The 12958-nt window shown below is 56.9% G+C and carries 10 protein-coding genes; 6 read left to right on the top strand and 4 right to left on the bottom strand.

All coding sequences use genetic code 11. The annotated features are described in order from the left end of the window. Nucleotides 1–49 precede the first annotated feature (49 nt). Nucleotides 50–772: a PAQR family membrane homeostasis protein TrhA gene (gene trhA / locus RSSM_RS18850; protein WP_008682271.1), complete on the top strand. Its 723-nt coding sequence runs from the start codon at nt 50–52 to the stop codon at nt 770–772. Between the two features lie 82 nt (nt 773–854). Here trhA and RSSM_RS18845 read toward each other — a convergent pair whose 3' ends face one another. Further along, nucleotides 855–1760, bottom strand: a complete 906-nt coding sequence (locus RSSM_RS18845) for a sigma-70 family RNA polymerase sigma factor (RefSeq protein WP_008682269.1) — start codon at nt 1758–1760, stop codon at nt 855–857. Nucleotides 1761–2179: 419 nt separating this feature from the next. Between RSSM_RS18845 and RSSM_RS18840 the strand changes: the two genes are divergently transcribed. From RSSM_RS18840 to RSSM_RS18820, 5 genes are all read left to right on the top strand, one after another. Continuing rightward, nucleotides 2180–3514 carry a peptidylprolyl isomerase gene (locus RSSM_RS18840; RefSeq protein ID WP_236621235.1) on the top strand — a complete coding sequence of 445 codons (1335 nt, stop codon included), beginning with the start codon at nt 2180–2182 and terminating at the stop codon, nt 3512–3514. Beyond that, nucleotides 3511–4227: a hypothetical protein gene (locus RSSM_RS18835; protein ID WP_008682264.1), complete on the top strand. Its 717-nt coding sequence runs from the start codon at nt 3511–3513 to the stop codon at nt 4225–4227. The genes RSSM_RS18840 and RSSM_RS18835 overlap by 4 nt, the downstream gene beginning before the upstream one ends. Nucleotides 4228–4229: 2 nt before the next feature. Continuing rightward, entirely contained in the window at nt 4230–6029 is a 1800-nt protein-coding gene (locus RSSM_RS18830; protein ID WP_008682263.1) for a membrane protein, read from the top strand. 419 nt (nt 6030–6448) lie between these two features. Next, complete coding sequence (locus RSSM_RS18825) at nt 6449–7951, top strand: hypothetical protein (RefSeq protein WP_008682261.1); 1503 nt, start codon at nt 6449–6451, stop codon at nt 7949–7951. Nucleotides 7952–8266: 315 nt separating this feature from the next. Beyond that, the gene (locus RSSM_RS18820; protein ID WP_008682258.1) at nt 8267–8848 is read left to right on the top strand and encodes a flagellar protein FliS; all 582 of its coding nucleotides are present in this window, start codon (nt 8267–8269) and stop codon (nt 8846–8848) included. A 211-nt stretch (nt 8849–9059) separates the two neighbouring features. Here RSSM_RS18820 and RSSM_RS18815 read toward each other — a convergent pair whose 3' ends face one another. The 3 genes from RSSM_RS18815 to RSSM_RS18805 all read right to left on the bottom strand — a co-directional run bounded on the left by RSSM_RS18815 (nt 9060) and on the right by RSSM_RS18805 (nt 12567). Beyond that, nucleotides 9060–10511: a beta-ketoacyl-[acyl-carrier-protein] synthase family protein gene (locus RSSM_RS18815; RefSeq protein WP_008682256.1), complete on the bottom strand. Its 1452-nt coding sequence runs from the start codon at nt 10509–10511 to the stop codon at nt 9060–9062. A gap of 193 nt (nt 10512–10704) precedes the next feature. After that, a complete protein-coding gene (locus RSSM_RS18810; RefSeq protein WP_008682254.1) occupies nt 10705–11133 on the bottom strand; it encodes an OsmC family protein in 429 nt (142 codons plus the stop codon). Nucleotides 11134–11394: 261 nt separating this feature from the next. Then, on the bottom strand, nt 11395–12567 hold the full coding sequence (locus RSSM_RS18805; RefSeq protein ID WP_052336074.1) for a Gfo/Idh/MocA family protein: 1173 nt from the start codon (nt 12565–12567) through the stop codon (nt 11395–11397). Between the last annotated feature and the right edge of the window lie 391 nt (nt 12568–12958).

The raw sequence follows: 12958 nt of genomic DNA, 5'->3' as shown, positions 1-12958 counted from the left end.
CGCGGCGTTTCGCCAAGTACCGTGATGTTTCGCCTAGCAAGGAAAAGCGATGAGTAACGAGACGGTCGACGATCCCAGTTTGGCGATCGGGCCATCGAAAGTATCTGACTCATTCGAAAAACTGCTCCCCAACGAGGACATCCCCCCGATTCAACCGGACCAGGAATGGGCCAACGCGCTGACACACGGGCTCGCCGCCGCGACCTGGGTCGTGCTGTCGTTTTGGTTGGTAGGGCAGGCCGCCGAGGTAACGACTGCGATCATGATTGCCTGCGCGGCCTACGGCGCGAGCGTCGTGGGGACGTTTGCCTGCTCCACGTTATCGCACACGTTTTTGCAACGCCCCCTGCTCGACCGTTTCCGGGCCTGGGACCAAGCGATGATCTATTTGATGATCGCCGGGACCTACACACCCATCATGTGCCGCTACGCCAATCCCGCACATCGCGACTGGTTGCTAGCGTTGATGTGGAGTTATGCGTTTTGGGGTTTTACGAAGAAAGCGATTTTCAGTCACCGCATCCACTCGATCAGCACCGTCTCGTACCTGTTACTCGGTTGGCTGCCCGCAATACCGCTCTACGGGCGCGTTCCGTTTAATCTTTTCCTGTACGTTCTTGCCGGTGGTGTTGCCTACAGCGTTGGTGTGCTGTTCCTGATCAATGATCGTCGCGTTCGATACTTCCACGCCGTTTGGCATTTGGTGGTCATTTCGGCGTCGATCATCCATTTCGTTGGAATCATGCGATACGTCGTTAACGTCCCTTTGTAGCGGCCCGCAACTCGCCCAGATTCCTTCGGATCCGGGTCGTGTGGTGCACAGCAATGGTCGCGTCGTGCGTGACAACCGGCGACTACAATCCCAACTCACGAGGGTCTGTCAAACCGTCGGCCAACCGGCGAAGAGCTTCCGTCTCGATTTGACGAACGCGTTCACGGGTCAGGCCGAGTTCAGCACCGATTTCTTTGAGCGTCATCGGTTCGCTGCCGCCGAGACCGAAACGCAATTTCAACACCATCGAGTCCCGCTCGTCGAGATCATCGAGAAGTCCCATCGCGTGTTTGAGGATGTCATGGTCGAGCATCGCCTCATCGGGCGACTTCAAACGCTCGTCCATCACCATGTCGCCCAAAGACCAACCTGACTCGGTTTGATCGCTTTGCGGGGTCGAGTTGTTGATCTTGATCGCTTTGCGAATGATCGGCAGTTTCTTTTTGGGCAGCCCGAGCACACGAGCGACTTCTTCGTTGGTCGGGGTGCGTCCGAGTTCTTCGCTCAAACGTGCCGTCGCTCGACGCCATTTGCTCAACAGTTCGACCATGTAGGCGGGAATACGAATTGTCTTGGCACTGTTGATAAGGGCTCGTTTAATCGACTGTTTGATCCAGTAACTCGCGTAGGTGCTGAAACGAGTTCCGTGAACCGGATCGAAACCTTCGACCGCACGCAGCAAGCCGAGGTTGCCTTCTTCGATCAAATCTTGCAAGCCGAGACCTTTGCCGGTGTAGCCACGCGAGATGTTCACAACCAAACGGAGGTTCGCACGCACCATTTGGTCGCGGGCCATCACGTCACCTTCGGCGATGCGGGCGGCCAGATCCATTTCTTCTTCGGCTGACAACAGGGGAGTTTCGTTGATCTCGCGAAGATACGTTTCCAACGGCGACTGTGCCGCTTCGCTGCGTTTGGGTGTTTTCCGGCGACTTCGCGATTTTAGCAATGCGACTTCGTCTTGCTCCAGTTGTTCTGAATAGGTCATGTCATGCGGTCCGATCGTTATGTGCTTGCCCAGCAGACGTGGGAGGGTGTCGTCTGAGCGGGAGGGAGGTCACCCTTAGATTTCGGCGTTTTCGCAGCGGGCAATCGACATTTGAGAATATGTTTCGTTTGTACCGTTTGCTCCGCATGTACGGCGTTGTTAATACGCGTAATTTCTGCGGCCCGGCAATCTCAATCCCTGGCTCAATCCCTGGCTCAATCCCTGGCTCAATCCCTGGCTCAATCCCTGGCTCAATCCCTGGCTCAATCCCTGGCTCAATCCCTGGCTCAATCCCTGGCTCACGAGAGAGGCGAATTGCCCGCCGAATCTCTGTTGCAGACAACGTGCGAAATCACCTAAAAGCGAAGGCAACCATCACTTCTGACTGATCTACCGAACTACCTTCCACCGGGCCCGCCATGCCCCCGCTGCCCATTTCCTGCCATCGAAGCTCGCAAACGGCCGCCGTGGGCCCGCACGAACTCGAAGCCAGCCGACTGTGCATTCGCAGTCGTTGCCGCAATGAATCCGACACCAACGGGTTCAATTCCGAGAATTCTCGTCGGCGTGCCGGCACGATTCCCTCGCATTCCCGAACGCTATCCGCCCTCGGCCGCGACGGCAAAAGCGTGCTAGCGGTCTTTGCGTTGACGCTCGCTTTCGCATCCAACGCGATCGCGCAGATGCCGACTCAGGCGCAGATGGACGAGGCGTTGCAAATCGAGCTACCTACCGATCCGGCGACACTGATCGCGATGGTTGGCCAGAGCCCGATCTTGCTGGGTGAACTGAACCCCAAAATCGACGCTCGCATCAAAGACGTCCTGGAGAAAGCAGGGCAGGAGGTCCCCGAAGACCAAATCAAATTCGCTCGCGTCCGGATGTTGCGTGGGCTGCTCGCGCAAACGATCCAAAATCGGATGATGCGGGAATCGTTTTTACTCGATCAAGTCGCAACGCAAACGGCTGAGAAACGACGCGAAGCCGACGCGGAAATGCAAGCGAAAGCGCGGCAGATGTTTTTCGAATCCGAAGTCCCCGAACTGAGAAAACAGTACGAAGCGACAACGGTCTCCGAACTCGACGAAAAGCTCCGCAACAAAGGAACGTCGCTCGCCGCTCGCGAACGAGAATTCATCGACGCAATGCTCGGACACCTTTACATCCGTGGCAAAGTCAACCGCGACCCCTCGGTTTCTCTCGCCGAGATTCACGAGTACTACACGACGCACCATGACGAGTTCTACCGAAAGTCGCGTGCACGTTGGGAACAGATCACCGTCAAATTTGCAAACCACCCGAGCAAAAAAGCCGCCTACGATGCAATCTGGGCGATGGGGCGGGAAGCATTCTTTGGTGGAAACATGCAAGCGATCGCTCGCGCGAAAAGCGAAGAACCTTTCGCCAGCGATGGAGGAGTGCATGATTGGACCAACCAAGGCGCCCTCGCCTCGACCATTCTCGACAAACAGGTCTTCTCGATCCCGATCATGGCCATGAGCCAAATCATCGAGGACGTTGATGCCTACCACATCATCCGAGTGACCGAACGTGAACCAGAAGGCCTCGTGCCGTTGGCTGACGTGCAGGACGACATTCGCACGATTTTGCGTGACCAAAAAATCGAGGTCGCCCAAAAAGAAGCGCTGGAAGCGGTTCAAAAACGCGTCCCGGTTTGGTCGATCTTCCCCGAAGACGTTCCGGGTGCGAAACCTCTGCCGCAAGTCGCCGCTCGATTCCCGAATCGCCAATGAGTTTGAGCGTGCAAGATCAACACGCCGGATCGTGCTCGGGTGAAAGTCAGTCGGAACGCACGGTCCGCGACATCGAAACGTTTCCAACGCTTCGACGATCGATCGCTGCGTTGATCTTGCTCGTCGTCATCGGCGGAACCCTTGCCCTCGGTGGCTGCGGTCAACTCGCCTATCGTTTAACCAGTGACGTTCCCCAGCAGTACGTACCGAACCCGCTAGAACTGCCGCAGGTTCCGGACGATTTCCTTTGGCTGCAGGTGGTCGATACGCTCGACGACTACTTCCGCATCGCTAGACAACAACCAGTGGTGAATCGACGCGGCCTCGTGCTCGAAGGCAAAATCGAAACCAGCTACAAAGTCGCCGGTTCGATCTTTCAACCATGGCGGAAAGACAGCACGACCGGGTTTGAACGTTTGCAAAGCACGCTGCAATCGATCCGTCGACGAGCGATTGTCACCGTTCGCCCCAACATGACCGGGTACTCCGTCGAGGTGATCGTGCAGAAAGACCTCGAGGACACCGACCGCACTCAGTACGCCACCGAATCGACCGCAGGCGTTCGTCATGACGGCTCGCGAGTCAGCCGGGACGACGGTTTCGACGACAGTCCTCAAACTCTCGGCTGGATACCGCTCGGCCGTGACACCGTTTTGGAACAAGCGATCTTGAAAGATCTTTTCGGACGTGTCACCAAACCCGACGGACGCTGAACATGCTGCAATCTCGTCGAATTGACGACCGCCGCCGCCGCGTGATGTTAACGTCCGCGTCGGTTTCCGCCTCAGCCCCTTCGGCGGCGTCGCGCACCCGCATGGAACAACTCCGCGAGGCACGCCGGCCCGCGCTCGCATACGGTTCCCGCGTGCGAAAGTGTTTGCGAGGTCGATGGTTCTCGCTTGTGCCGGTTCAACGCACCACGGTGGCGAAGCTATTTTCGGTCCTGTCGATCATCGCACTCGCCCTGATTCTGCTCAACGACGCCACGGCAAGGTTTGCGACCTTGGCTGATCGCCCTTCGTTCGTACGCGTCTTCCGTATCACCGAGTACGGCAGCCTGGGGCGGTACTTCACCGGGGTGATGTATCTCGCGTTGGCCGGATCCGGATGGATGATCTATCAACTCCGACGCTTTCGCAACGATGACTTCGGCGGACACTACCGCGTTTGGCAATGGATCGTCAGCCTCGCGTTGATCTCCAGTATCGGACATGTCGTCCCGATCCTCGCGATGCTCGGCGAAGCCATCGAATGGGTGATGGGAAAACGGATCGCTTTGTCAGGTCGGGATTGGATCGGACTATTTTTGATCATCGGCGGGGCCATCTTGGCGATGCGTTCGATCGCCGAAATGCGTCGCTACCGGGTGAGCGTTTCGCTGCTGGTCGTCGGTTGGCTTTGGTCAACACTCCCGATCTCGGTCGATTGGAACATCCTGACCACGAACACCAATCTGCGTTGGACGCTGGTGACGTCGTCCAATTTGCTCGCGGTCACGTTCTGGTTCGCTGCATCGGTGACCTACCTCCGTTCGCTGTACTTCGAAGTCCGTGGTATCGAACCTTCCGCAGGAATCATTCAGCGACTCAACGACTCGTTCGCGCGAAGAGCCCAAGAGCGTAGCGAAGCCAAAGAAGAAGCCGCAGGCAAATCGCCTCAGAAGCCGACCGCCAAATCCACCGCACGCAAGCCAGCCGCACCGAAAGCGAAGACTAACGTCGCCAAAGCGTCAACGCCTCAAACTCATGACGCTGACACCGACGACGACAACGAAGCAAACCAATCCGACGCGTCCGACACCAACGCGGCACCGAAAGAGAAACGCCGTTGGTTCGGACTCTTAGGACCCGCCAAACCCAAACCTCCTAAAGCCAAGAAGCAATCATCGAACGACTCCGATGCAGCCTCATCGGCCGAAGACGACGCAGCCGAACCGATCGCACGGACGCCCGCAAAAGCGTCGAGCGTTACCAAAGAGACCGCCACCGCCGGATCGATCGATGAAGACTCCGATGAAGGGGACACCAATACCAAGTCACCGAAGAAGAAACGCAGTTGGCTGCCGAGTCTGCGCAGAAAAGCCAAGCCCGCCCAAACAGATGCGAGCGATGAAAGCGACGATCAAGATTCCAACGCCATCGACGATGCTCGCGTAGCAACGAACAAGTCGGCCAGACCATCGCCACCGAGCGAAACGGACTCGGACGAGGAGTCCACCGATGCGCCGAAGAAGAAAAGCTTTGGACTCGGGTCGTTATTGCGGCGCAAAAAGAAGGCACCGGCGGACGAAGGTGCTGAGACTAACGACGACGCCTCATCGGCAACCCCGAGCGGGCAATCCTCTCGGCCGCAAAATGCCGCCTCCGTGAAGTCGCAACCAACGGCCAATCAAGACGCGGATGACTCCGACGATTCCGAACCGATGTCAGAAGACGACATCGATTGGTCGAGCATGAACAAAGCCGAACGGCGACGCATGCGAAAACAACTCAAACGCAGCGGCCGTGCGGCGTAGGCTGCCTCAGCTTCATTTCCGGGTAGTGATCTTGGGAAAGATCCTGCTGCATGAGGATCTTTCACAAGATCCACTACCACCTACCGCAATACCATGCTGCGTCGGAATACGAGAGCGTTCTAGAAAATGCCGTAGCCGAGGTTGCCCTAATTCGCTGACCTGATCTCTGACGAGTCCAGCCACAGAGATCCCGCTCGTTAAATTACAAAACACTCGAACACCGATCGGGTAATTGGCGATTGGTTGAGTCCTGTCCTCGTAAATCGGAAACAAGGACCGTGCCGGTTGTGAGGGTTGGCGATAGAGTTTTCTCGCCGATCCCTGACAATTCTCCCCACCCCATTCCGGGGCGCGACCCATACCTGTGCGTTGGGTAGTTATTTTGCGGCGATTTCGCCGATACACACGGGGAAAGAAAAATGCCATTGGAACGTCCGACCACTGAACGAAAAGCTCTCGCAGTCAACCTCGACTCTCGTCGATACGGATCCTTCGCCGAGATCGGTGCCGGCCAAGAGGTCGTACGATGGTTCTTCCGTGTCGGCGGCGCTGCGGGAACGATCGCAAAGAGCATGTCCGCTTACGACATGTCTGTCAGCGACGCGATTTACGGACAATGCGAACGTTATGTTTGCCGCCAACGCCTGCAAGACATGCTCGATCGCGAACACGCCCTGAACCTCGAGCGGCTCAAAGAGAGTCGCGGCGACACCACGGCGTTTTTCGCATTTGCCGACACCGTCTCGGCACGAAACTTCCACGGCACCAACGAATGCCATGGTTGGATGGGGATCCGGTTCCAAGCTCACCCGCGTGATCAGGACAGTCAAATCATCTTGCACGTCCGGATGCTCGACACCGAAAACGCACTTCAACAGGAAGCCCTCGGCATCGTCGGCGTGAACCTGCTCTATGGTGCGTTCTTTTTAAATCACGAACCCGACCAATTGATCGAATCGCTGCTCGACAACCTCAGCACACGCCGCATCGAGATCGACATGATCGAATTCTCGGGCATCGCGTTTCGCCATGTCGACAACCGCGTGATGAGCCTTCGCCTCGTGCAACTCGGACTCAGCAAGGCGGCCATGTTCTCGGCCGACGGCGAAGTCCTGCAACCGTCCGAAGTACTTTACAAGAAGCCAATTCTCGTCGAACGAGGCAGCTTCCGACCGCTGACGAACGTCAACATCGACATGCTCGAAGCGGCGAAGGCGAAGTTCAAAGGCGAAGACGATGTCGAATCGAACGACGTCGTCACGCTGGCTGAAATAACGATGCGGAACCTGAAAGCCAACGGGGATATCGATCTCCGTGACTTCCTCGAACGAGTCGATGTGCTCGCCGCTGCAGGCATGACGGTGTTGATCTCGGATTACTTCGAGTACTATCGATTGGCGGCATATCTCGCCCGTCATAGCAAAAAGAAGATCGGCATCACGATGGGTGCAGCTAGCTTGATCGAATTGTTCGACGACAAGTACTACACAACACTCGATGGCGGGATTTTGGAATCCTTCGGGCGACTGTTCAAGAATGACCTGAAACTCTACATCTACCCGCTGCTCAACCGCGAAACCGGCGAACTGACCAAAGTCGACAACCTAGAGATTGCGAGCGAACTACGCACGCTCTATCGATATCTCGTCGACAAGGGATGCATCGAGCAACTCGAAGCCTACGATCCCGAACACCTTTCGACGTTCTCACGGGAAGTGCTCCGACAGATCGAGCAAGGCGACCCGGCGTGGAGAGAACACGTTCCGGTCGTTGTAGCCGATTTGATTCAACAACGCGGCTACTTCGGCTGCCGGCGTGCGAACCAAACAACCAAGACCGCTCCGGCACAACCGCTCACGCCCGTCGCTGCACCGCTCGCGCCGCTCATTCCGGCCGCGGGAATGATGACGTCGGTGGTTTGAGCCTCACCCGTGATGCGGTTCGCGGAACAACCTTTCGCGAATCTTTTAAAACAACACGATTCTTCAGAAACTGTGAAGAGGTAACGGTTGCGCGGTCTTTTCAGGCCGCAAGGAGCGTGAAGTGAATATTTGTGCGGGCTGATGAAACTTTGCCGCCCTCGGCTTTCATCAAGGTGCATAGTTTCAACGTCAAACTTTCATCGGGTTTAACGACGAGCCAACGTGGTTCAAAGATAGTGCCGCGTCCTGGACGATACTTTCAATACGGAGTATCCGAAGCATTGTCTTAATCCTCAAAAACGATGTCCCGCACGAATGTATCCATCGGCCAATCCGCTCATGAACAGTTTCCAAGGCAACGAACGACGTATTGCACCGCCAACGCCGATCGACTCGCTCAGCGGTCCCTCGCCTGCCGGTTTTGGTCGTCGCAGCAGCGACACGTATCTGGAATCGATGATCGCAACGGCTTCCCCGGCCAAATTGCGTTTGATGCTGATTGAACGCAGCGTCGAGGTGGCCCGACATCTCGCGGGCCTATGGCGGGAATCACCAGGCAAACGTGGCACGAACGAGCATTCGTTGAAACTGTTCGAACTGTTGAGCGAACTACTCTCGGGTGTCACCGATGACAAAGTCGAAGTGTGCCGCACGGTTGCTGACATGTATGTGTTCCTCTGCCAACACCTGATCGCGGCGGAAGAAAACGGCGATGCGACCATGATCGATGAGATTCGATTGGTCCTCGAAACCGAAGCCGAAACATGGCGAATGGTCTGCATGCAAGAAAACGGTGCAACCGCGTCTCAAACTCGTGCCGCCGATGTTCTCGCACGAACCTCGCCAGGATCCGCACCCGCCCCGCCCGTTTCCGGCGGATTGAACCTGCAAGGCTAGAAGTGCGTCCAAGCCACGTTTTAGGGTAGCGAAACTCGCCAAGAGTTTCGGGAGAGATCGTGAATCACCGAATGTTTTAGCGACTCTCGCTACGCGTCGGCCCCCTCATTCTTGATCGTGCCGCACCACGTGAGCGTTTCCAAAAGGACCTCGCCGACATCGCCAGACCTAGCGTAGTGGATCTACTCGAGAACGAACCTATGTCAAAAGACTAGTCTTCGATCACGACAGCGGTTGCGTTGCCCGGTGATGTGTGGGCGATCGCCAACACCACTCGTTTTTCGAGAGGTCGAACCGAACTGCTGACGTTCAACGGTTGCACCTTGCCGCTCGCATCGACACAGCCGTCAGCATGAGGCACCGGAGAGATTTTTCCTGATTGCAAAGTAACGCAAGCCGCAAGCAATCCCATCATTCCGCTCGCCGCACCGGTATGGCCCAGCAACGATGACGGCAAAATTACCGGAGCCTCGGGAGCGACCTCGTTGATCGCCTGACGTTCACACGCATCGAGCACGGGATCACCGCAGGCGTGTCCTACGATTGCCCCAACCTGGTCGGCGGTAACACCGGCCTCCTCCATCGCCCCACGCATCGCGGAAACGATCGCCGCCGGGTTGCCTCGTCCGGCGTCAGGACGCAGGTCTGCGTTTTGTTGGTTGTTGGCGAACGCGTGGGAAGGAAGGAACCGTGACGCGTAACCGGTCACTTTGCCGATCGGTTTGACACCGCGAGCCTCCGCCATCTCCGCTCGTTCGATGATGACACCGCCGGCACCTTCTCCTCGAACCAAACCGTCCGCGTCCATCGCGTGCGGTCGGCTGCTGAGCGATACCGGTTCGACAACTTTGGCGAGCGGTTGATCTTCGGTGAACAGAGCCCGCGTCGCGTTGAGCCGCGAACCACTTGCGCTGACCACCATGAAATCAGCGATCCCGCGTTTGAGATATCCGCAGGCTTCGATCAACGCCGCTTGGCCGGATGTGTCCCCGACCGTGATCGAATTATTCGGCCCATGGGCATTGAGCACGATGCTGAAATGACATGCGGGCATGTTCGGTAGGTACTTCAACAACCACAACGGCGTGATCCGTTTCATCGCCGCATTGCCGAACTGGCTCGGGTAGAACTTTTCGTCTTCGCCTAAGCAATCATGAAACGCGTCCGACAATTCTTCGGGCGTTCCGTACAACATCTCACTACCAAAGACCGTCCCGATTCGGTCGCTCTGAATTCGTCCACCATCGGTGTAACAAGGCCGGACAGCTTTTCCGCCTACCCGCGGCGTTTGTCCCTGCGACTCGTCTGCCGGGATTGCCGGAAGGTATGGCTGCAACCCTGCGTCCTGGACCGCCAACTGCGAGGCCGCGTATGCCGTTTGAATTTCGCGGCACATGACCTTCAAGGCCTTGCGAGGTTTCACGAAGTCCTTCCCATCGAAATCAACCAGACTAGCGACGACGGCGGTTTCCTCGTCCAAGATGGCTTCACCGTCGACGGTGAGGTACCGCCGCGTGACGTGCTCATTTTCCTCAGACGTCTCGCCATCGAGCCGCTTCACACCACTGACGCCGCCGAGCAATGACTCGGTAAACGATTGACGTCCTACTCCGATCGACGAAACCATTCCAACGCCGGTGATCACGAGGTCGGATGATTTCATGGGGCAAGCGTGGGCAGTTGGGCCATTTCGATCGAAAAGTGAACGAAGGTGCTCGGGAGCACAATCAGTTCAAAAACAATAGGACGAGTCCGGAGGTCGGATGGCAAAGTATGATCGGCAAAACCTAGACTAGCCAGCCTACGAGAGGGGCTTTCGGTCAGATTCCCGCGATCAACTCCCTATTTTCGTTACTTTAGGCGGTCTGATCCGCGTTCCGGAACTCGATCGGGGCATCGATATCGGGATGCAGGCTCTGATGAACCGGGCAATGGCGGGCCGCCGACTCGAGGCGTGATCGCATTTCATCGTCCAATTCCACCGACGCAGGGTAAGTGACGACTGTGGTCAGACGCCCAATCCGACGCACCGGAGATTGGATCATTTCCTTGGTGACGTGGACCGTTGTGCCTTTCAAATCGAGGTCGTGACGCGCCGATACCAATCCGAGGATCGTCAGCACACAGGTCCCCAGAGCGGTCGCGACCAAGTCCGTGGGCGAAAACGCTTCTCCGCGCCCGCCGTTATCGGTCGGAGCATCCGTTGATAGAGTTTGTCCACTCGGGCCGTGCGTGGCGTCGCAGTGAAGCTCGCCTTGGTACACCGCATTGATTTCGACTGCCATCAGTTTCTCATTCGTTTTACGCGTCAATACGAAACGATGGAGAATACCCCACAGAGATAACCATCAACAACTCCCCGACCGCCCGTCCGCGTCACAACCACCCGCTGCCGGACAATTTAATTGCGGCTGGTCCCGTTCTCTGACGCACCTGTCGTTTATGTCAGCTCAATCTCCCAGTAGTGAATCTTGTTAAAAATCCTGCAGCATAAAGATTTGCTGCATGAGGATCTTTGACAAGATTCACTACCATCTGCCCGGGAATCAAACTTCCGGGGAGTTCAGCCGAACCGGTTCGCCTCGATCGATCGACGCTTGCAACGCATCGAGCATGATTTGCGTGTCGAGAGCCTGACGATAAAACGACTCCCACGGTTTCTCTTCTCCGCATTCGCTACCTTGCCGAATCCAATCGACGAGCGTACCGATCATGACGCGTTCCTGTTGGCACCGGCCGCTGTTTGGCTCGTTTGCAGAAGCGTCAGCTGTCGCTTCGTCCACGCCCACTTCACTCGGCGGCACAAACGAATGCACCTTGCCCGACGCCTCGTGAACCCAACTTCGCGCCGGTTTGTCAGCCCACGGTCGCGTGAAGTCATCGCAAACGATCGACGCGTCTTGGCCCGCGATCTCGAACCACTTCCGCGTTGAGGTATCAAAACCACAGGAGACCGTGGCGGTCAATTGATCCGCATAAATCATCGTCGCCGAAACGCGGGCAATGATTTCGCCTCGCATCACCGCGTGGGCATAAACCTCGTCAGGCAACCGGCCGCTGGCAAAGCGAACCAAGCCGACTGAATACCACCCCAGATCCAACAAAGCACCGCCGCCGAGATCGGCGTGCAGTCGATGATCGCCGTCGAGAAACGGATTGGGAAACGACACTGACGCGCTAAGGTGCCGTAGCGGCCCGAGCCGAAACGGGATTGCCGCTACGTCGTCTTCTTCATCGCTGAACAAGTCATCCTTTTTCGCAGCCGCTTTGACAGAATCCTCAGCCGGGCCCACCGTGGTTAGCCATTGCCGGAATTGGTCGGTTCGCTCGTGATGCAACCACGCCGTTGCGTCGAGGAAACGCACATCGACCCGATTCACCGCGTCGATCATTTCTCGCACCTGATCGGCCGACAACGCGACAGGCTTTTCACATAAAACATGTTTCCCTGCCTCACACGCCGCCAACGTCCATTCGTGATGCATCGACGGCGGCAGGGCGATGTAGACAGCGTCAACGTCATCGCGAGACAACAATTCTTGATAGCCCTCGACGCCGACCGGAATCCCGTGACTGTCGGCGTGCCACCGAGCCCGCTCTTCACTACGCGATGCGATCGCGGACACCGTCGCACCAGGAGTCGATTGCAGATCGGCGATGATCCGTCGTGTAATTCTTCCCGTCCCAAGAACGCCAAATCGGACTGGTGAATGCGTCATGTCGTCGGCCAACGATTAAGTAAATGGAATGCACGAAACCCTACGGAAGGATTGCATGCGTTTGCGCAACATCGCCTGCAAACGACAAGCTTCCGATCAGGGTTGTCGGCCACCTATTCGACCCGTTCGCTTGTTCGTTCACAACCGGTCAGCAATCCCGTTCGATCGCCTCAACACTGCATGTTGGCTCTCGGTCTCTCCATCAAAACTCGGCACCGCACCGCTAAAGATCACCCGGGATCGTTGCAACCAGGACACGCGTCAGAATCCGAACGCAGTTGTCTGCCATTGCGAAAGAATTTTGTTTTCCCACTTGCATCCACCGCCTCTTCGGGGATTGCGTGCTAGCTTTCCTACGGACGAATTCTTTTCCCCGCTCGACCGATGGACC

The sequence above is a fragment of the Aporhodopirellula sallentina SM41 genome, assembly GCF_000346505.1.
In the GTDB taxonomy this organism is placed as follows: Bacteria; Planctomycetota; Planctomycetia; order Pirellulales; family Pirellulaceae; genus Rhodopirellula; species Rhodopirellula sallentina.
This window is presented reverse-complemented; position numbering and strand designations above follow the sequence as displayed.